Annotated in this window: 16 protein-coding genes and 1 tRNA gene; all 17 read left to right on the top strand. The window is 61.8% G+C overall.

The features are described 5' to 3' along the window. The first annotated feature begins 90 nt into the window (after positions 1–90). The 17 genes from ACESWY_RS08375 (at position 91) to ACESWY_RS08295 (ending at position 21173) form a co-directional block, all read left to right on the top strand. Positions 91–1002 (top strand): HAD family hydrolase, encoded by a 912-nt coding sequence (locus ACESWY_RS08375; RefSeq protein WP_055252310.1) that lies wholly within the window; start codon positions 91–93, stop codon positions 1000–1002. Positions 1003–1053: 51 nt separating this feature from the next. Then, the gene (gene murI / locus ACESWY_RS08370) at positions 1054–1938 is read left to right on the top strand and encodes a glutamate racemase (protein WP_035137557.1); all 885 of its coding nucleotides are present in this window, start codon (positions 1054–1056) and stop codon (positions 1936–1938) included. Positions 1939–1992: 54 nt separating this feature from the next. After that, positions 1993–2718, top strand: a complete 726-nt coding sequence (rph, locus tag ACESWY_RS08365; protein ID WP_195232425.1) for a ribonuclease PH — start codon at positions 1993–1995, stop codon at positions 2716–2718. A 140-nt stretch (positions 2719–2858) separates the two neighbouring features. Further along, on the top strand, positions 2859–3500 hold the full coding sequence (rdgB, locus tag ACESWY_RS08360; protein WP_022094898.1) for an RdgB/HAM1 family non-canonical purine NTP pyrophosphatase: 642 nt from the start codon (positions 2859–2861) through the stop codon (positions 3498–3500). A 3-nt stretch (positions 3501–3503) separates the two neighbouring features. After that, positions 3504–3950 (top strand): D-aminoacyl-tRNA deacylase, encoded by a 447-nt coding sequence (gene dtd / locus ACESWY_RS08355; RefSeq protein WP_373093443.1) that lies wholly within the window; start codon positions 3504–3506, stop codon positions 3948–3950. A 113-nt stretch (positions 3951–4063) separates the two neighbouring features. Beyond that, complete coding sequence (locus tag ACESWY_RS08350; RefSeq protein ID WP_006234957.1) at positions 4064–4360, top strand: Veg family protein; 297 nt, start codon at positions 4064–4066, stop codon at positions 4358–4360. Positions 4361–4362: 2 nt separating this feature from the next. After that, complete coding sequence (gene ispE, locus ACESWY_RS08345; RefSeq protein ID WP_373093440.1) at positions 4363–5259, top strand: 4-(cytidine 5'-diphospho)-2-C-methyl-D-erythritol kinase; 897 nt, start codon at positions 4363–4365, stop codon at positions 5257–5259. Positions 5260–5308: 49 nt separating this feature from the next. Then, positions 5309–5385 (top strand) — tRNA-Pro (locus ACESWY_RS08340). 112 nt (positions 5386–5497) lie between these two features. After that, positions 5498–5773, top strand: a complete 276-nt coding sequence (tatA, locus tag ACESWY_RS08335; protein WP_022094895.1) for a twin-arginine translocase TatA/TatE family subunit — start codon at positions 5498–5500, stop codon at positions 5771–5773. Between the two features lie 106 nt (positions 5774–5879). Then, a complete protein-coding gene (gene greA, locus ACESWY_RS08330) occupies positions 5880–6350 on the top strand; it encodes a transcription elongation factor GreA (protein WP_006234960.1) in 471 nt (156 codons plus the stop codon). Between the two features lie 79 nt (positions 6351–6429). Next, positions 6430–8394, top strand: a complete 1965-nt coding sequence (lysS, locus tag ACESWY_RS08325) for a lysine--tRNA ligase (RefSeq protein ID WP_117629265.1) — start codon at positions 6430–6432, stop codon at positions 8392–8394. A 447-nt stretch (positions 8395–8841) separates the two neighbouring features. Then, positions 8842–10410, top strand: coding sequence for a threonine/serine exporter family protein (locus ACESWY_RS08320; RefSeq protein ID WP_373093437.1), 1569 nt, complete (start codon positions 8842–8844; stop codon positions 10408–10410). Between the two features lie 313 nt (positions 10411–10723). Continuing rightward, a complete protein-coding gene (locus ACESWY_RS08315) occupies positions 10724–11272 on the top strand; it encodes a DUF2798 domain-containing protein (protein WP_373093435.1) in 549 nt (182 codons plus the stop codon). A gap of 281 nt (positions 11273–11553) precedes the next feature. After that, the gene (locus ACESWY_RS08310) at positions 11554–15993 is read left to right on the top strand and encodes an acyl-CoA dehydratase activase (protein WP_195520833.1); all 4440 of its coding nucleotides are present in this window, start codon (positions 11554–11556) and stop codon (positions 15991–15993) included. After that, positions 15977–16666 carry a TetR/AcrR family transcriptional regulator gene (locus tag ACESWY_RS08305; protein ID WP_373093433.1) on the top strand — a complete coding sequence of 230 codons (690 nt, stop codon included), beginning with the start codon at positions 15977–15979 and terminating at the stop codon, positions 16664–16666. Before ACESWY_RS08310 ends, ACESWY_RS08305 begins: the two co-directional genes overlap by 17 nt. A gap of 192 nt (positions 16667–16858) precedes the next feature. Beyond that, positions 16859–19501, top strand: a complete 2643-nt coding sequence (locus tag ACESWY_RS08300; protein WP_373093431.1) for an ATP-dependent Clp protease ATP-binding subunit — start codon at positions 16859–16861, stop codon at positions 19499–19501. 214 nt (positions 19502–19715) lie between these two features. After that, positions 19716–21173, top strand: coding sequence for an aminoacyl-histidine dipeptidase (locus tag ACESWY_RS08295; RefSeq protein WP_373093429.1), 1458 nt, complete (start codon positions 19716–19718; stop codon positions 21171–21173). Positions 21174–21220: the final 47 nt, after the last annotated feature.

The following is a 21220-nucleotide window of genomic DNA, read 5'->3' as shown; positions in this document are numbered from 1 at the left end:
GGCGCCCTGAGTGCGCTGTCGCCATAAGCGTGTTCCCTCAATCAAAACATGCCGTCCAAGTCCAAACCCTTCTACGTAAACGGAGTAACCATGTCCCACAATACCCTGCCGACCGTCGCTGAGCTTTCGGGCGAGATGCGCGAGCGCTTGGCCAAGGTCAAGTACGTCTTTACCGACCTGGATGCCACGATGCTCGCACCCGGCTCGTGCGTGCTGCGCGACAACGACGGCAACCCCTCGACCAAACTCGTCGAGGCCGTCGTGGCGCTCGCTCGCGCTGGTATTCAGGTGGTTCCCACCTCGGGCCGCAACCGTACCATGATCCACGAGGACGCGCGCGTGCTCGGCCTCAACTCCTACATTGGCGAGATGGGCGGCCTGGTCATGTATGACCTCAAAGCCAACGATTGGGAGTATCTGACCGGCGACATGCCCTACGACCCCTCTTGCGGCCTCACGCCGCACCAGGTGATCGAGCAGACCGGCGTGTGCGAGAAGATCCTCGCCCGCTGGCCGCACAAGATCGAGTATCACAACGACATGTCGACCGGCTACAAATACCGCGAGGTCACCGTCGGCATGCGCGGCGATGTGCCCGACGATGAGGTTCAGGCCATCCTGGACGAGGCCGGCTGCGGTCTGGTGTGGGCCTGTAACGGTCACCTGACGCATCTGTCCAAGCCGACGACGCTCGAGCTCGATCGCGTCGAGGACGGTCGCGCATTCAACATCAATCCGGCGGGTCTCAACAAGGGCGTCGCCATTGCGCGCTTCTGCGAGCACCTGGGGATCGAGCGCGAGGAGACGTTGGCGCTCGGCGACTCCGAGTCCGACTTCTACATGGCCGATCACGTGGGCACGTTCTGCCTGGTCGAGAATGGCCTGACGAGCGCCGGCGCGCCCGAGTTCCTGGCTGCTTGCGAGAACGCTTTCGTTACGCGCGGCAAAATTGTCGACGGTTGGGCGGCGACGGCAGAGCTGCTGGTCGCGGCGCGTTCGTAGCGCGCCGCCGCCGCACTTGGACATGTCTTTTCGAGAGAGACTGGTGAGGTAATGTCCGATATCGAGAATCCGGCAGGCGACACGCGCCCGATTGGCGTGTTCGATTCTGGTTTGGGCGGTCTGACGGTTGCGCGCGCCATCGCGACGGCGCTGCCGCACGAGTCCGTCTACTACTTTGGCGACACCAAGCGCTGCCCCTACGGCACCCGCACCGAGGATGAAGTGCGCTCGTTTGCGTTGCAGGCGGGTCGTTGGCTTTCGAAGCACGACGTCAAGATTATGGTCATCGCCTGCAACACGGCGACCGCTGCGGCCTTGCGTCTGGCCCAGCAGGTGCTCGACGTTCCCGTGATCGGTGTGATCGCGCCGGGTGCCCGTGCAGCAATCAACAGCACGCGTACGCGTCGCGTGGGCGTGCTCGCCACCAACCTCACCATTCGCTCGGGCGCTTACACGCGCGCCATTCAGGATCTAGATGCCGGCGTCGATGTATACGGCTGTCCTGCCTCGAGCTTTGTCGAGGTTGTCGAACACGAGCTCGCCTCGGGTGCACATCTGCAGGAACAGTGGCTTGAGAACGAGGACATCTTCGATACGCCTGCCGTGCGTGCGCTGGTGGGTGCCACGGTTGAGCCGCTGCGCGACCACGGTATCGATACCGTGGTGCTCGGCTGTACGCATTTTCCGCTGTTGGTGGGACCTATCCGGCATGCGCTGGGGCCTGGGGTGCGCGTCGTGAGTTCCGCCGAGGAAACCACGCGCGAGCTGACCGATATCCTCACGCGCCGCGAGCAGCTGGCGGGCGACGCCGCCGAGCCGCAGCATCGTTTTGCCACGACGGCCGATAACATTGCCGAGTTTGCGGTGGCGGGCAGCTTTATCTTTGGTCAGCCGCTCAAGAGCATCGAACATATCGATATCGATGAGCTGAAATAGATGTGAGGCAGCCGCCAAAGCCTTCGCCACATATTTTGCCGAAAGGATATTTCTATGGAGTACATGCAGGTCAACCGCGCCAACGGTCGCGCCGCCAACGAGTTGCGCCCCGTTAAGCTCACCCGTGGCGTCATGAAGCACGCCCACGGCTCGTGTTTGGCCGAGTTCGGCGACACGCGCGTGCTGTGCGCCGCCACTATCGAGGAGGGCGTGCCGGGCTGGCGAAAGGGAGCTAAGGCCGGCTGGGTGACCGCGGAATACGCCATGCTGCCGGCGTCGACCGGCAAGCGCTGCAAGCGCGAGCACGCCAACCGCAAGGGCCGCTCCATGGAGATCGAGCGCCTCATTGGCCGCAGCCTGCGTACCGTCGTCAACATGAAGGCGCTCGGCGAGTACACCGTCACCGTCGACTGCGATGTGATTCAGGCCGATGGCGGCACGCGTACAGCGAGCATCACCGGCGCCTGGGTGGCGCTGCACGACGCCCTCGCCATGTGGGTCGAGGCGGGCAAGATCGAGCGCATCCCGCTTATCGGCCAGGTGGCTGCCATCTCCATGGGCGTTGTCGACGGCAATACGCTGCTTGACCTCGATTATTCCGAGGACAGCCATGCCGAGGTCGACATGAACCTCGTCGCCACCGACACCGGCGAGATGATCGAGCTCCAGGGCACCGGCGAGCAGGCGCCCTTTGACCGCAAACGCCTCAACGCCCTGCTCGACCTGGGCGACAAGGGTATCGCCGAGCTCATCGAGCTTCAGCGCCAAGCCATCGCCTAACCTGCCAAAAGGGACAGGTTTATTTTGGTAGGTTTTATCTGCTGAAATGCTGCGTTGAAAGGTCCGATCGCCTGAGAGGGGAGAGGTCAAGTGCCCAAACGCCCCTCACGCGGCTTGCTATAGAGACAAGGAGGCCAGTCATGGCACTTGAGAAGATTGACATCGACACCCTCGACCCGGCGGCGACCATCGTCGTGGCAACGGGCAACGCCCATAAGCTCACCGAGATCGAGGCCATTTTGGGCAAGGTCATGCCCGAGGTGCGCTTTGTGGCGCTCGGCCAGCTGGGTGATTTTGAGGATCCCGAGGAAAACGGCACGACGTTTTTGGAGAACGCCATCATCAAGGCCCAAGCCGCGGTTGAGGAGACGGGCCTTATGGCCATTGCCGACGATTCGGGCTTGGTCGTCGACGCGCTGGACGGTGAGCCCGGTGTGTATAGCGCGCGCTATGCGGGCGTGCACGGCGACGATGCCGCCAACAACGCCAAGCTTCTCGTTAACCTGGAAGGCGTGGCAGATGAGGACCGCACCGCGCGCTTTATGAGCGTCGTCGCGCTCATCGACACGGACGGTCTGGTTACCTATGGCGAGGGCGCCTGCGAGGGCGTTATCGCGCACGAGGGCCGCGGCGACCATGGTTTTGGCTATGACCCGCTGTTCCTGCCGGTCGACACGCCGGGCAAGACCATGGCCGAGCTGACGGCTGACGAGAAGAACGCCATCAGCCATCGTTTCCACGCGCTCGAGCATCTGTCCGCCAAGCTGACGGGCGAGGAGTAGGCCATGCGTGCGGTGGTGCAGCGCGTGCTCAACGCCGGCGTGACGGTCGACGGCGAGTGCGTGGGCCGCATTGGACGCGGCTACCTGGTGCTGCTGGGTGTGGGCCATGGCGATACGCGTGCCGAGGCCGACAAGCTGTGGGGCAAGCTTCGCGGGCTGCGTATCAACGAGGACGAGAACGGCAAGACCAATCTGGCACTTGCCGATGTCGACGGCGAGGTGCTCGTGGTGTCGCAGTTCACGCTGTTCGCCGACTGCCGCCACGGTCGCCGTCCGTCGTTTACGGATGCCGGCGCACCCGATGTTGCCAACGAGCTCTACGAGTACTTCCTGACGCTTGTGCACGAGGACGTTGAGCATGTGGCGCACGGTATCTTTGGCGCCGATATGAAAGTCGATCTCGTCAACGACGGCCCATTCACCATCGTCTTGGACACCGATACTCTGTAAGTAGCTAATTAGCTACTTGCGTATGGCAACAGCAGGGTGCTATAGTATTAGAGTTTTGTCTATCTTAGGGGTATTATCCCCTTTTTGAATTGCACCTTCTGGAGGCCCTGTTCATGGAAGAGATGGAAGTCAATCACGTCGACGACATTCACGAGAAGCTGACCGATATGGTGGGCGATCGCGTCAAGGTTAAGGCCAACATGGGCCGCACCCGCGTTGTCGAGCGCATGGGCACCATCAAGAGCGTCCACCCCGCCGTCTTCATTGTCGAGGTCGACGAGCGCCGTGGCCGTAAGTCGCGTCAGTCTTACCAGTATATCGATGTCCTCACCGGTCAGGTCGAGCTGTTCGACCCCGAGAGCGGCGAGCATATCTTTACCCCGCTCGGCAATCAGCTCGAGGAGCATTAACGGTGACCGATCGGTCCCTGACTCTTTCCGCGCCGGCAAAGATTAACCTCTACCTGGGGGTTCATACCGAGCGCGATGACCGCGGCTACCACAGGGTCGATTCCCTGATGGCAGCCGTCGGTCTTTCCGATACCGTGACGGTCACGCCGGCGCAGGCGCTGACTGTCCAGACGGTTCCGGCATCAAATTTTCCCATGCAAAAGAATACGGCGTATCGGGCTGCGGTTGCTATGGCCGAGCATTATGGGCGCGAGGCAAACATCTGCGTGACGATTGAGAAGCGCATTCCATTGTGCGCCGGCTTGGGCGGCCCCTCGACGGATGCGGCCGCGGTCATTGTCGCCTTGGCGGAGCTCTGGGGAATTGATCGCACCGACCCCGCACTCGATGACATCGCGCGCGGCATTGGTGCTGACGTCCCGTTCTTTTTGCACGCGAGCCCTGCGTTCTACGTAGGTGGGGGAGACGTGCTGGCAACTGAGTACCCCGCGCTGCCCGCGACGCCCGTCGTGTTGGTCAAGCCGCGCGAGGCGAGCGTTTCGACAATTGAAGCCTATCGACGTTTTGACGAGGCCCCGGTGCCTGCGGACAAGCCCGGCGCGATGGCTTCTGCCTTGCGTGCTGGTGATGCTGAGACGGCATATGCGCTCATCCATAACAACTTGGGTGTCATTTCCGCACAGATGGAGCCGCAGATTAAAACGGTCCTCGACTGGCTGCATAAACAGGATGGCACCGTTGCTGTAGATGTGTGCGGATCGGGTGCCTGCTCGTTTGCCATTTGCGACACCACCGTCACGGCCGAAAGGCTTGCCGACGCTGCCCAGCAAAACGGCTGGTGGTCCTGCGCGACTGAGTTTATTCCCAACACGGTTCAAATCGACGCGCCAAAGAAATAAAAATTTCTCTAGCACGCGGCGAAAATCTTTGTTACTATAGTCGAGCTAACGGGTTGTGGCTCAGTTTGGTAGAGCACTGCGTTCGGGACGCAGGGGTCGCTGGTTCAAATCCAGTCAACCCGACCAGAGCATGAGGAGGGACCGCTTCTTGCGGTCCCTTTTTTTAGCTATTGTTGTGATACCGCGATACCCGCGGTATACTCATTCGAGCTTGTCTCGCTGTATTGTGGAGGTCTACATGTTTGGACTGAGGGCTCCTGAGCTCATCATTATTCTCGTCGTTGTCCTGATTATCTTCGGGCCCAAGAACCTGCCGAAGCTCGGCAAGTCCCTCGGCTCTACCGTCAAGAATATCCGCGAGGGTATGGAGGGCGACGATAAGGCCGAGACCAAGCAGGCCGAGGAGGTCGTGGTCGAGCAGTCCGAGGAGGACAAGGAGATCGCTGAGCTCGAGGCCAAGCTCGCTGCTGCCAAGAAGAAGCAGGCAGAGGACAGCGACGCGGACGCAGAGTAGTCCCATCCCTTTGGGGTGAGCACCTGACCGGCTTGCCCGCAGGCTAGCCGGTCTTTTTCGTTTTGTTGACAGTTGATTGTTTGATCAGAGTTGGGGAGATATCCGTATGGACGCAAGCCAGATCGTACTGACCGCTGAGGGCCGCCAGAAGCTCGTCGAGGAGCTCGCTTGGCGTGAGGGCGATTACGCCAAGGAGATCGTCGAGGACATCAAGGAAGCCCGCGCGTTCGGCGACCTTTCGGAGAACTCCGAGTACGATGCCGCCAAGGACAAGCAGGCCCAGAACGCCGCTCGTATTGCCGAGATCCAGGCCATCCTCGCCAACGCTCAGGTTGCTGCCACCACGGGCGATCTGACCGTCTCCATCGGTTCCACCGTTTCTCTGATTGATCCCAACGGTGAGGTCATGGAAGTCACGCTCGTTGGTACCACCGAGACCAACTCGCTCGAGCACAAGATCTCCAACGAGTCTCCGGTCGGCCACGCCATCATCGGTCACGGCGAGGGCGACTCCGTCGAGGTCGTTACGCCTTCCGGCAAGACTCGCGTCTACACCATCGCCAAGATTGCACGCTAGACCACGGTCCCGCGTAAAGGTATGTTTTCGCTCCCTGGGACCGAATCCTGGGGAGCGTTTTAGTTTGAGGAGCTAACTTATGGCAGAGAACCAGAACGCCGCAGATCAGGCATCGACGCTCAACGACGAGCGCGCCACCCGCCTGGCCAAGCGCGCCGCCCTGTTCGAGGCGGGCCAGAACCCCTATCCCGAGCACTCTGAGCTTGAGGACTACGTTGCCGATATCGAGGCTAAGTACGCCGAGCTTGCCGATGGCGAGGACACCGAGGACGTCGTGAAGATCGCCGGCCGTGTGGTCGCCAAGCGCGGTCAGGGCAAGATCATGTTCATCGTCGTGCGCGATGCGACTGCCGAGATTCAGCTGTTCTGCCGCATCAACGACATGGACGAGGCTGCCTGGAATACGCTCAAGGCCCTCGACCTGGGCGACATCCTGGGCGTGACCGGCGTGGTCGTGCGCACCCAGCGCGGCCAGCTTTCCGTTGCCCCTAAGAGTGCGACCCTGCTTTCTAAGGCCGTTCGTCCGCTGCCCGAGAAGTTCCACGGTCTTTCCGACAAGGAGACCCGCTATCGCCAGCGCTATGTCGACCTGATCGCCAATGATGACGTTCGCGAGACCTTCCGTAAGCGTTCGCAGATTCTCTCCACCTTCCGTCGCTTTATGGAGTCCGACGGCTACATGGAGGTCGAGACCCCTATCCTGCAGACAATCCAGGGCGGCGCTACTGCCAAGCCGTTCATTACCCACTTCAACGCGCTCGATCAGGAGTGCTACCTGCGTATTGCCACCGAGCTGCACCTCAAGCGCTGCATCGTCGGTGGTTTTGAGCGCGTGTTCGAGATCGGCCGCATCTTCCGTAACGAGGGCATGGACCTTACCCACAACCCCGAGTTCACCACGATGGAGGCCTACCGTGCCTTCTCCGACCTCGAGGGCATGAAGGCGCTTGCCCAGGGCGTCATTAAGGCGGCTAACAAGGCCATCGGCAACCCCGAGGTCATCGAGTACCAGGGCCAGACCATCGACCTTTCTGGTGAGTGGGCCAGCCGTCCCATGACCGACATCGTCTCCGACGTGCTCGGCAAGCAGGTCACCATCGACACGCCGGTCGAGGAGCTTGCTGCCGCCGCGCGCGAGAAGGGCCTGGAGATTAAGCCCGAGTGGACCGCCGGCAAGATTATCGCCGAGATCTACGATGAGCTGGGCGAGGACACCATCGTCAACCCCACGTTCGTGTGCGATTACCCCATCGAGGTCAGCCCGCTTGCCAAGCGCTTTGAGGACGACCCGCGCCTGACGCACCGCTTTGAGCTGGTTATTGCCGGTCACGAGTACGCCAACGCGTTCTCTGAGCTCAACGACCCGGTCGACCAGGCCGAGCGCTTTGCCGCTCAGATGGCCGAGAAGGCCGGCGGTGACGACGAGGCCATGGAGTACGACGAGGACTACGTGCGCGCCCTCGAGTACGGTATGCCTCCTGCGGGCGGCATCGGCATCGGCATCGACCGCGTGGTCATGCTGCTCACCAACCAGGCTTCTATCCGCGACGTGCTGCTGTTCCCGCACATGAAGCCCGAGAAGGGTTTCCAGTCCGGTGCCGCTGCCGCCAAGGCTGCCGAGGCCGGCAACGCCGCGAGCCCGTTCGTTAAGTCGCTTAAGCCCACGCTCGATTACTCCAAGATCGCCGTTGAGCCGCTGTTTGAGGAGTTCGTCGACTTTGATACCTTCTCCAAGAGCGACTTCCGCGCTGTGAAGGTCAAGGCATGCGAGGCCGTCAAGAAGTCCAAGAAGCTGCTGAACTTTACGCTCGACGACGGCACCGGCACCGACCGCACCATCCTCTCCGGTATTCACGCTTATTACGAGCCCGAGGACCTGGTTGGCAAGACCTTGCTTGCCATCACCAACCTGCCTCCGCGCAAGATGATGGGTATTCCCAGCTGCGGCATGCTGATCAGCGCTGTCCACGAGGAGGAGGGCGAGGAGCGCCTCAACCTGATCCAGCTCGACGCCTCCATCCCCGCCGGCGCAAAGATGTACTAACTTGTTACGCGGTTCTACGAACCGCGTAACGGCTCGACGCTGCGCGGGCCGCATTTGGACAATCTGACGTTCAACTTCAAGGGCGCGACCTAGGTGGTTACGCGGGTTTACCAACCCGCGTAACCAGTTGACGCTGCGCGCCGCCCAGGGCGACAATTTGTCATTCAAAAGGCAAGGCATGACCAGAAGGTCTATGCCTTGCCTTTTTCATGCCAACTTGTTCGCCCTGGACGGCGCTCGCTGGCGTTGCCAAAACATCGGCGTTGCCGGAGTAGTCATTGGGGACGTTCTTGTTTGACTGGTCATTTAAGAACGTCCCCAATGACTAGGGGGTCTACCGACGCATTGGGGGTTTGCGCCTTCCATGCATGACAGCCGTCTCTTTTATGTTTCCTTTAGCCGTTGCCGCCTAGGATGGGGGTTAGTCGGTAGGAAGGGAGCGCCCGTATGGACGATGTGAGCGAGCGTGCAATCGAAGAGGACATGCTCGATCAGTTCAATTACTTTGATGATGAGGACGAGGAGCTGATCGACCGTCGCGAGCCAGCGCCGCTTGACTCATTTGATCTGGTCGATGAGGAGCCCGGCGAGGACGAGGGCGAATCAACGGAGCCCCCACAGCCTTCGCGCCTTGACTCGCTGCTTTCGAGAGCCCCCCTACACCATGGCGTTCGTGCCGGCGCGCTCCATATGAAAACTGACTGGCACCAGATCGTGACGGCAGGCGATGAACTTGCCGTCGATGCGCCGCTCACCGATAAATCATCCATCATTTGCCGCACCGGCATGCTTATGCTGGCAAGCGGAACGGGTGCCTGGCGCGTGCGCGATACCATGAATCGTGTTGCCGCTGTACTCGGCGTCACGATTCACGTCGACCTGAGTCTTCTGTCGTTTGAGTGCACCTGCATCGAAGATGGTCACTGCTTTAACGAGGTCGTCAGCCTGCCCACAACGGGAGTCAATACCCATCGCATTTGGATGATGGAGAGCTTCTTAAAGGAAATCGAGACGTATGGGCGCCGGTTTACCGTGCACGAATACCACGAGATGCTCAAGACCGTTGAGAGCTCAAAGCCCGATTACGCTCCCTGGCAACAGGGCCTTGCGGCAGCCTGTGCTTGCGGCGCCTTCGTCTTTTTGCTCGGCGGCGGCCCTATCGAGATGGCATGCGCGTTCGTGGGCGCGGGTGTCGGCAACTTTGCCCGCTCCCATATTCTCAAGCAAGGCCTTGGTCAGTTCAGCGCGCTGACGACCGGCGTTGCGCTCGCTTGCGTTTCGTATCTGCTGGCATTGCTCGGCCTTGGCCAGGTCATACCGGGGGCAATGTCGCACCAAGAAGGCTATATCGGCGCCATGCTCTTTGTGATTCCCGGCTTTCCGCTCATTACGGCGGGCCTCGACATCGCCAAGCTCGACATGCGAAGCGGTATCGAGCGCCTTTCATATGCCGTATCGATTATTGTGATGGCGACGCTCGTAGGTTGGATGGTTGCCGAGTGTGTTGGCCTGGCGCCGGACGACTTTGCCCCACTGGGCCTTTCGCCGCTTGCCCTTACGCTCCTGCGCGTGGTGATGAGCTTCGTTGGCGTATTCGGCTTCTCGGTGATGTTCAACAGCCCGGTAAAGATGGCCGCGGCAGCTGGGTTGATCGGCGCCGTGTCCAATACCCTGCGTCTGACCCTTGTCGATGCGCCGACGATGATTCCCTTCCTGGGCCTCAACACGGGAATGCCTCCCGAGGCAGCAGCGTTTATCGGCGCGCTGGTATCGGGTCTGCTGGCAAGCTTGGCCGAAGTCAAGCTCACCTACCCGCGTATCGCTCTCACGGTGCCTTCGATTGTCATTATGGTGCCCGGTCTGTATCTCTATCGCTCTATGTATTACATGTGCACCTTCGACACGGTCAACATGCTCGGCTGGTTTGTGCGCGCAGTGCTCATCGTGGCGTTTCTGCCCGTTGGCTTGGGCGTGGCGAGAACCCTCACCGACCCTCGCTGGCGCCATACCAGCTAATTGGTGCAAGGGGGACAGGTTACTTTGCACCAAATGAGTTGCGGTGAAATAGGGACTGAATTGCTGCTTAAAGGGTCAAAACAGTCCGTATTCCACCGCAACTTATGGGGTCGGGGGATTATCGGTGCCCTGCATCTTCATAAACTCAACGCTTACGAAGCGCAGGCCTTTCATGCTAGGCTGGTTTCACCACATAAGTAGTCGCAGACGCACGTACCACGGGCGGGCGAGATGAAGTCCCAACAGCTCCATCTTGCCCGCCCGTTTTTGTTGCGTGGTGCCGCGGCGTAACACAGAAAGGATTTTGCCCTTTATGCCTATCAACAAACGAGAGAGCCTGCTGTTCACCTTTATCATGTGCTTTTGCATGGTGCTCTGGATGAGCATCTACAACGTTGCCCTGCAGCATGGGGCCATCAACGGCGAGGTTGTTGCCGCCGCGTGGCTCGGCTTCCCCGTTGCCTACATTTTTGCCATGTGCTGCGACTGGTTCGTCGCCAGCCCGCTCGCCAAGGGTTTCGCCTTTAGGTACTTGGTCACGCCGGGCAAGAGCTCGCCGCTTGCCATGACGCTCGCCGTCAGCTCCTGCATGGTCGTTCCCATGGTTATCATCATGTCGCTGTACGGTGCCTGCGAGGGTCTGACGCACATGCCCGGCGGCATCCTTGCGAACCTGTATTCCGTGCCCGCGATCTGGATGATCAACATCCCGCATAATTTTGTGATGGCGCTGCCGTGGAACCTTTTGGTAGCCGGTCCGATTTCCCACTTCGTCTTCCGTCGCGCCTTCCCTGTGGGGACGGTTTTCGAGGAGGAGCATGCCGAGCTCCTGGAGCAGGCTATGGCTCCTGAGTGCGAGTAGCTCGCTTAGGGATCTGCTGAGCGCGGGCGACTTGCTTGGTTGGAGCCCTAAGCGTGGATAGCTCTCTCGGCGACATCGCGGGCGCGAGCGGTGCGCATGACCGGAGGGCCCGTGCTGCTCCGTTGCCCGACGTGCTAGCGCGCAGAACAATCTGTTGGTGCATTCGGCGGCTGCTGAAGCGTTTCGGCAGCCGCTTTTTATACGGAGTTTAAATACAACAGTCTGTTGTATTACGTAGAGTGGTATATCTCTAGCGGGAAAAATGCGAGAGACGGAGCATTATGGCGTTGCTAGTAGGACTGGACGTAGGGTCGACGACGACCAAAGTTTACGCGATGCACGAGGATATGACCGAGGCGTGGTGGGGATATCGCCGCCACGGGGCGTGTCAGACAGCGAGCGTGCGCGCCATGCTCGGCGAGCTCGCCGAGCGCTTTCCCCATGAGTCGCTGCGCGTTGCGGTGACCGGCTCGGGTGCGCGCGATATCGCGACCGCGCTGGGCGCCTCGTACGTTCAGGAGGTGGTCGCCAACGCGCTCGCGATCAGCAGGTTCTATCCGCAGACGCGCTGCGCCATCGAGCTGGGCGGCCAAGACGCCAAGATGATCTTCTTCCGCACCAACGATAAGGGAGACATCGAGGTTGCCGACATGCGCATGAACGGCTCGTGCGCAGGCGGTACCGGTGCATTTATCGACGAGATGGCAAAGCTCATGGGGGTCGGCACCGAATCGGGCGAGTTCGAGCAGCTCGCAAGCCGGGGAACGACCGTCCACGAGGTCTCGGGCCGCTGCGGCGTGTACGCAAAGACCGATATCCAGCCGCTGCTCAACGAGGGCATTCCTACCACCGACCTGGCGCTTTCGGCGCTTCACGCGGTCGCCCGCCAAACGATCGGCGGTCTGGCCCAGGGTATCGACATCGAGCCGCCGGTAATCTTCGAGGGCGGTACGCTCGCCTACAACCCCACACTGGTCCGCGTGTTCCGGGAGCAACTGAATCTATCGGACGATCAGGTTATCGTCCCGCGCGATCCGCAGATCATGGTCGCGCGCGGTGCCGCCCTGTCGCTGACCGACATGTTCGCATCGTCCCAACCGATCGACCTTCCCGACGCTTTTGTCCGGCTGGATAAGCTCGAGACGGTCGCGCCCGCAAGCGGGGAGGGACGTCTTGCCCAGCCCTTTTTTGCCACACCTGCCGAGCAGGCGGATTTTACGGCACGCCATGGCAAAGAGACGCCGGCAAAGGGTCCGGATGCGTATGCGCCCGGAGAGACGGTGCGTGTGGCGCTCGGTATCGATTCGGGGAGCACGACGACCAAGTTCGCCCTGGTCGATGAGGCGGGTGAGCTTGTCGATTCGTTCTACGCGTCTAATAACGGCAGACCGCTCGACGTCGCCCAACAGGGTCTTGTCAGCTTGAAGAACCGCTGGGAGACAGCGGGAGTCACGCTTGCGATCGATGCCGTGGGCACCACGGGATACGGCGAGGAGCTTTTCGCGCGCGCGTTCCACGCCGACTACCATACGGTCGAGACGGTCGCGCACGCCCGCGCCGCGTGCGCATGCGTTCCCGATGCGACCTTCGTGCTCGACATCGGCGGACAGGATATGAAGGCCATCTGGCTCAACCACGGCGTGCTGACCGATATCGTCGTCAACGAGGCGTGCTCTGCGGGCTGCGGCTCGTTCCTCGAGGGTTTTGCCAAAAACCTCGGAATAGCCGTTGAGGATATCGCGACCGAGGCATTTTCGTCCAAAGCCCCCGCCGTTCTCGGCAGCCGCTGCACGGTGTTCATGAACAGCAGCGTCGTTTCCGAGCAGCGGCGCGGTAAGGGTCCGGGCGACATCATGGCCGGTCTCTGCCGTTCGATTATCGAGAACGTGTTCACCAAGGTCATTCGCGTTTCAAATCTCAACCGTCTGGGCGACAAAGTCGTCGTCCAGGGCGGCACGTTCCGAAACGACGCGGTGCTGCGCGCATTCGAGCAGTATCTGGGCAAACCCGTCACGCGTGCGCCCCACCCGGGGCTGATGGGCGCTATCGGTATCGCCCTGCTCGCGCGCGAGGAATGCCGCAAGGGCGACGCCGGCACGTCGTTTATCGGGCTCGATGCCGTGGAGCGCTTCGAGCATCGCGAGTTCGGCGGCGTTACCTGCCGTCGGTGCAACAACCGCTGCCAGCGCGCGGTCGTGGCATTTGGCGACGGCTCGCTTTACGTCACGGGCAATCGCTGCCCGCGCGGCGGCGCCATCTCATGGGATGAGCTCGTGCGCGAGGTTCCCGCGGCGGAGGAGCTGCGTCCGCAGGGTGCTTGCGAGGCACAGGCACCCGGCACGGGGCGCGACCGGACCGCGGCTGCCCCCAATCTCTTTGTCGACCGCGAGAAGCTGCTGTTCGAGTCGTACCCCACGGTTCCCGTCAGCGGGGGGCGCGATGTCACGATCGGCATTCCCCGTGTGCTCGAGTTCTGGGACACCATGCCGTTCTGGTCGACGTTCTTCAGCACGCTCGGCTTTAAGGTGCGCGTCTCGGGACGCAGCACCAAGGCGATGTACGAGCGCGGTCTGGCGCACGTCACATCCGACACCGTGTGCTTCCCGGCCAAGCTCGTCCACGGGCACATCCGCAATCTCGTCGACGCCGGCGTCGACCGCATCTTCATGCCCATCATCACGACGGTGCCCACCGAAAACACCGCCTCTACCAGCGAGTGGATGTGCGCCGTCGTAAAGGGATACCCCTACGTGATGCGCAATTCCGATAACCCGGAGGAGCGTTTCGGCGTTCCGTTCGATACGCCGCTGTTCCACTGGTACGACGAGGGCGACCGAAACCGCCAGCTCAAGGCGTGGTGCAAGGAGACCTTCGATATCGATGCCGACCTGGTTGCCAAGGCGACCGAGCAGGCGGACCGCGCGCAGGAGACGTTTGAGAACCAGCTGCAGCTGCGCGGCAGGCAGGTGCTCGAGAACGTGCACGAGGACGGCGGCTACGCGGTGGTGATCGCTTCGCGCCCGTACCACAACGACCCGCTGGTCAACCACGGGCTGCCCAAGCTCTTCTCTGAGCGCGGCATCCCCGTGCTGACGCCCGATGCGGTGCCGGGGGTCTGCAACGTCGATCTTTCCAACAGCCGCATCGACATCGTGAACAACTACCATGCGCGCATGCTGTCGTGCGCGGTCATCGTCGCATCGACGCCCGAGCTCGAGCTCGTGCAGATGGGCAGCTTCGGCTGCGGCCACGATGCGTATCTCACCGACGAGATCGCGCGCATGATGGGCGAGATGGGCTCCAAGGTTCCGATGATGATCAAGCTCGATGAGAGCGACGTCGCCGGTCCCATGGGCATTCGCGTGCGTTCGTTTATCGAGTCGGTCAACCGTCGTCGCGCGGAGGAGCGTGCCGAGGGCGCCCGGGTGCACGCGGTCCATCCGCTCGACGACCCGTATAAGGTCAAGTACACCAAGCGCGACCGGCACGACAAGATCGCGCTGGTCCCCAACACCTCCCATGCGTTCTGCAGGCTCATGACCGCGGCGATGCGCAATCAGGGCGTGCGCGCCGAGGCCCTTGATATCGGGCGCGAGGATGCCATCCGCCTGGGCAAACGCTATGTGCACAACGACATCTGCTTCCCCGCGCAAATCGTGATCGGCGAGGCGCTCGCGGCACTCGAGAGCGGTAAGTACGACCCGCACGACGTCGCCGTGGTGACTGGCAAGTATATCGGCGACTGCCGCCTGACGCACTACATGCCCCTGCTGCGCCGCGCGCTCGACGACGCGGGATACGACTATGTCCCGGTGCTCACCAACGACGACGTCGATGCCCACAATGCGCATCCGGGCTTCAAGCTCGGCCTTGGCCCGAGCATCCAGATCGCCTACGGTCTTCCCATGATCGATGCCCTCGAGGCCATGCTTAGGCGCATCCGTCCCTACGAGCTCGAGAAGGGCGCGGCGGACGCTGCGTTCGACCGCGCGCTCGATGAGGTTATCGAGGGCATGGAGCGCTCCGGGCTGAGAGGCCAGGCGACGGGCTTCAAACGCGCGCTTGCGATCATGGACGCCGTTCCGTACGACCGCTCGAACCCGCATCCGACCGTTCTCATCGTGGGCGAGTACCTGCTCAATTTCCATCTCGGCGCCAACCACGAGATCGAGCGCTACCTCGAGGACAACGGGCTCGAGGTCATCGAGGCGCGCATGACCGACGTGATCCGCAAGACCTATTTCTACAAGCATGCGCAGTCGCGCGAGTTCCACGTCGACCTGTCGCTGCCCGAAAAGGCCTGGTATGCCACGGCGGACAACCTGTTCGAGCTCGCGCACGACCGTTGCGACCGCCTGGGCGCGGCGAGCCCGCTCTACGAGCCGCCGACGCGCATGCCCGAGCTCGTGCGCGCGAGCGATAAGATCCTGCACCATACGTTCGATGCGGGCGAGGGCGTGCTGATTCCGGCGGAGATTCTCGAGCACGCCAAGCGCGGCTGCCGCAACTTCGTGATCCTGCAGCCGTTCGGGTGTCTGCCCAACCATGTCGTGGGGCGCGGGCTCATCCATGCGCTCAAGGAGCAGTATCCCACGGCGCAGTTCCTGCCGCTCGACTACGATCCCGACGTGAGCTTCGCCAACGTGGAGAACCGTCTTCAGATGCTCATCATGAACGCCAAGGCGCAGGGGTGCGGTGAGGCGCATGGCGAGACCGCGTAAGGACGCCGATGCGCCCGATGCACGCACCCGTATCATCGAGGCGTTTTGGGAGCTCATCGAGAACAACAGCATCTTCGAGCTGTCGGTTGGCGAGGTGACCCGCGCCGCCCAGTGCAATCGCGGAACGTTTTACTACTATTTTCACGATTTCGATGAACTCGTCGCCATCGCCATAGCCCAGCTGCTGCAGGATAACGAGCTCATCACCGATGCCCTCTGGCATTTTTCGAGCGAGGGCGACCTTTCGGCGTTCGACCGGCGCGACGTCCGCTGCCTGCTGCGGCGCATCGTCATCACCATGAGGGCGGGTGCCGCCGAGCAGGTCGTGCAGGGCATCCATACGATCATCATCGACCACGTGAGAGAGATCGTCCACCCCGACGGAGAAGAGCTCAAGGCAGATTCGAGCTTTGCGGTGGGCTTTCTGGTCTCGGGCATCATGAGCTTTGTGATGGCGGTCGGCTTTGCCCGGGAGGGCGGCGAGGAGATAGACCTCGAGCAGCTGGGGGACAGCGCGTGCGCGTACCTGAGGGCGGTCGCCATGCAGACGGTGGAAACGGTCGCGCAAGTCGAGGGCGTCGATACATCCGAGCTGCTCGAACGCGTCTCCAAGGAGGCCGATGCCTATCGCGCATCGCGTGCGACGAGTCCCGACGTGGTGAAAGACGCCTAGGGTTTCTCTTGCGGGGCGCCTGTCGCGCATCGCGCGGTGAGTCCCGCGATGCGGTCATAACCTGCATTCATGTGAGTCAGGTTTATAGATATTCCTCCAGCTGTTAACATAGACAACCTGTGGGTAAAGAGACAAAAGCGCCGCCGACGGGCGGGCGTTTTGATTTCGATGAACTCATGTAAGGAAACGAGCATGTTAGATAGATTTACCGATCGCGCGCGCAAGGTCATGTCCATGGCCAAGCAGGAGGCGCTCGATCTTCATTCAAATAAGGTGGGCACCGAGCACCTGCTGCTCGCGCTTGCCAAGGAGGACGAGGGCATTGCCGCCGAGGCACTGCGTTCACTCGACATCTCCTACGATGACATCATGGATACTCTCAAAGAGGTCCAGACCACGGTCCCCGAGCCCAGCGAGGAGACCGAGGCGGCCAAGCTCGCCTTTACGCCGCTCGTCATCAGCGTGATGGAGCGCTCCTTCCGCGTGGCACGTGAGAACAACCAGACCTACGTGTCGACCGAGCACTTGCTGATTGGCATCGTCGAAGAGGGTAACGGCATGGCCATGGACATCCTCATGCGCCTGGGTGTGTCGTCCGCCTCCATCAAAAAGGCTATCGAGAAACTCACCGCCAAGGACCAGGACAAGAAGCGTCCGCTCGCCGGCGCCGGTGCTGGTCGTCCCGGTGCGGGCCTGCCGTTCTTTAGCGGCTCGGATGCCTCTCAGCAAAAGGGGAGTGGCACCGATACGCTTAAGCAGTTCGCGACCAACCTCACGCAGAAGGCGCGCGACGGCGAGCTCGACCCTGTAATCGGTCGCGAAAAGGAAGTCCAGCGTATGATGGAAATTCTTTCGCGCCGCACCAAGAACAACCCGCTCATCCTGGGTGACCCCGGCGTGGGCAAGACGGCCATCGTCGAGGGCTTGGCTCAACAGATTGCAGCCGGCAACGTGCCCGAGAACCTTATGAACCAGAACATCTGGACGCTCGACCTGCCGGGCCTCGTTGCGGGCGCCAAGTATCGCGGTGAGTTTGAGGAGCGCCTCAAGAACGTGATCCAGGAGGCCACCGAAGCCGACGACGTCATCCTGTTTATCGACGAGATGCACACTATCATCGGTGCCGGTTCTGCCGAGGGCTCCATCGACGCGAGCTCCATGCTCAAGCCCGTGCTCGCGCGCGGTGCCTTCCAGATTATCGGCGCCACCACGGCCGAGGAATTCCGCAAGTACCTCACCAAGGACCCGGCCTTCGAGCGTCGCTTCCAGACCATCGATGTCGAGGAGCCGAGCGTCGAGGACACGGTCAAGATCCTGACCGCGCTCAAGTCGCGCTACGAGGAACACCACCATGTGCGCTATACGCAGGGTGCTATCGAGGCTGCCGCGAACCTTTCCAACCGCTACATCCAGGATCGCTTCCTGCCCGATAAGGCCATCGACCTCATTGACGAGGCCGGTGCCCGCGCTCGCATCGCCGCGAATCGCGCGCCCGAGCCGGTGCGTGAGGCCGAGCATCGCGTGGAGGAGCTTAAGGCCGCCGCGCAGGAGGCCACCGAGAGCGACGACATGAACAAGGCCGCCGAGATCACCGAGCAGCAGAAGGCCGCCGAGATTGAGCTCGCCGAGGCCAAGGCCGCCTGGACCGCCGAGCTCGACGCCAGCCCGCTCACCATCGATGTCTCTCAGATCGCCGACATCGTGTCCGTGACTTCGGGCGTGCCGGTGTCCTCGCTCACCGAGAGCGAGAGCCGTCGCCTGCTGCAAGCCGAAAGCGTGCTCAAGACGCGCATCATCGGTCAGGATGAGGCTGTCGAGGCAGTTGCCAAGGCCGTGCGCCGCAGCCGTTCGCCGCTCAAGGACCCGCGTCGCCCCGGCGGCAGCTTTATCTTCCTGGGTCCCACCGGCACGGGCAAGACCGAGCTCGCCAAGACGCTCGCCGAGTACCTCTTTGGCAGCAAGGACGCGCTCATCAGCTTCGACATGTCGGAGTTCGGCAGCGAGTTCGAGGTCTCCAAGCTCATCGGTAGCCCTCCGGGTTACGTGGGCCACGACGAGGGCGGTCAGCTCACCAAGGCCGTTCGCCGTCATCCGTACTCGGTCGTGCTGTTCGACGAGATCGAGAAGGCGCACCCCGACATCTTCAACATTTTGTTGCAGGTGCTGGAGGAGGGCCGCCTGACCGATAGCCAGGGCAAGACGGTCGACTTCCGCAATACCGTGATCATCATGACGTCCAACGTGGGCGCCCGCGAGATCGCGCAGGATGCGAGCGTCGGTTTTGGCACCACCGGTGAGCAGAGTCTCACGTCGAGCGAGATCCGCGGCCGTGCGATGGGCGAGCTCAAGCGCCTGTTCCGCCCCGAGCTGCTCAATCGTATCGACGATATTGTGGTGTTCCAGAAGCTCTCGGGCGAGAATCTCACCAAGATTGCGCACCTGCTGGTGGACGATCTGCGCCAGCGCCTGATCGCAAACGGCATGAACATCAAGCTTACCGATGCGGCCTACGACAAGATTGTGGCGGAGGGTACCGACCTCACCAACGGCGCGCGTCCGCTGCGTCGTGCCATCCAAAAGCTCATCGAGGATCCGCTGTCCGAGGAACTGCTGGCTGGCGAGTGGGGCGAGGGCGATACCGTCCTGTGCGACGTGGCCGACGGCAAGTTTGTCTTTAGCCACGGCACGGGTGAGATCCCGGCGCCGCGTCCGGCGGGTGCGCTCGGGGGCGATACCGCTCCGGCGGCGCCGCACACCGGAAACGCCGCGCCTGTGAGCAGCGGCGTGAGCTCGGGCCCCGGTGGCATGATGCAAGCCGGCTCTGGCGCGCTGTAGGGCGTGGCGACAATTTGATACGCGCAATCGAGGCGCTCCGGAAAGGGCGCCTCGATTTGTAGAGCTGCGGAAGTTGTGACCGTTACGCTATACGGTCCACCGTTAGCCGATGATGCGAGGGCGCTCGGCGTTTTCGACTGGTTTATGCACGCAAAGTCTGGGAATATACAAGTCGCATGTCTTACTGTCTAACCAGTTGCGCCAAGGAGGCACCATGGACTACAAGATTACCGGCTACGAGCCCGCCCAGCTGTTCCATTTCTTTGAGGAGGTCAGCGCGATCCCCCGTGGGTCTGGCAACGAGAAAGGCATCAGCGATTTCCTGGTCGCGTTTGCCAAGGAGCGCGGTCTCGATGTGTATCAGGACGAGGTCTACAACGTCATCATTCGCAAGCCCGCATCTGCCGGCGCCGAGAATGCCCCGACCGTAATGCTGCAGGGCCACATCGATATGGTGTGCGACAAGTTGGGCTCCGTTGAGCACGACTTTACGACCGATGGTATCGACCTGGTCGTCAAGGACGGCGTCCTCACCGCTAACGGCACCACTCTGGGCGCCGACAACGGTATCGCCGTCGCGCTTATGCTTACCGTGCTCAACGACGATTCGATTGCCCATCCGGCCCTCGAGTGCGTATTCACCACCGACGAGGAGACTGGCCTGGTCGGTGCCGAGACGCTCGACAAGTCCCAGATTAGCGCCCGCACTATGATCAACCTTGACTCCGAGGAAGAGGGCGTTGCCACCGTCAGCTGCGCCGGCGGCGTCGTCGTTACCTACACCTGCCCCATCGTGCGCGAGCACAAGACCGGTAGTACCCTCACGCTCGACATCTCCGGCCTGCTGGGCGGTCACTCCGGCAGCGATATCAACCTGGAGCGCGGCAACGGCAACCTCATCATGGCCCGCATCATCGACCGCCTGATGGTCGCTGGCGAGCCCGCCATCGTCAGCTTTAACGGCGGCACTAAGGACAACGCCATCAACCGTGAGTGCAAGGCTGTTCTGGTCTACGCCGACCACGCTGCCGCCGAGGCCGCGGCCCAGATTGCAAAGGGCATCATCGCCGACGTCACTGCCGAGCTCGAGGTCTTCGACCCCGGCTTTACCTGCACCGTCGAGATTGCCGACAACGCCGAGGTCGAGGCCATGGACCAGAAGTCCGCGCTTGCCCTCATCCGCGCCCTGCGTCTTGCCCCCAACGGTGTGATCCGCCGCAACGTCGCCACCGACGGCTCCGTCGAGGTTTCCTCCAACATCGGTGTGGTTGCCACTTCTGACGACGAGGTCAAGATCATGCTGTCCCCGCGCTCTTCGATCACCTCGCTGCAGAACGAGTTCAAGGACCGTCTGCAGACGCTGGCCGATGTCCTGGGCTTCGACGCCAAGTTCGAGTTTGAGTATCCCGGCTGGAGCTATGCCGAGCATTCGCCGGTCCGCGAAGTCTTTGTCGAGAGCTATCGAGAGCTCTTTGGCTCCGAGCTGCGCATCGAGTCCATTCACGCCGGCCTTGAGTGCGGCCTGTTTGCCGAGGCTCTGCACGGCCTGGACGCCATCGCCGTGGGCCCGACGCTCTCCGATGTCCATACCCCGGACGAGAGCATGGAGCTCGCTTCTGCCGAGCGCTTCTACGAGCTGCTCATCGACGTCCTCAAGCGCCTCGCTGCGTAAAGGTCGCCTTAGTTAAGCCGCTCTAAAACGGCTGGCTATGAAAACGG

This window comes from Collinsella aerofaciens ATCC 25986 (assembly GCF_964237925.1).
Classification (GTDB): Bacteria; Actinomycetota; Coriobacteriia; order Coriobacteriales; family Coriobacteriaceae; genus Collinsella; species Collinsella aerofaciens_BJ.
This window is presented reverse-complemented; position numbering and strand designations above follow the sequence as displayed.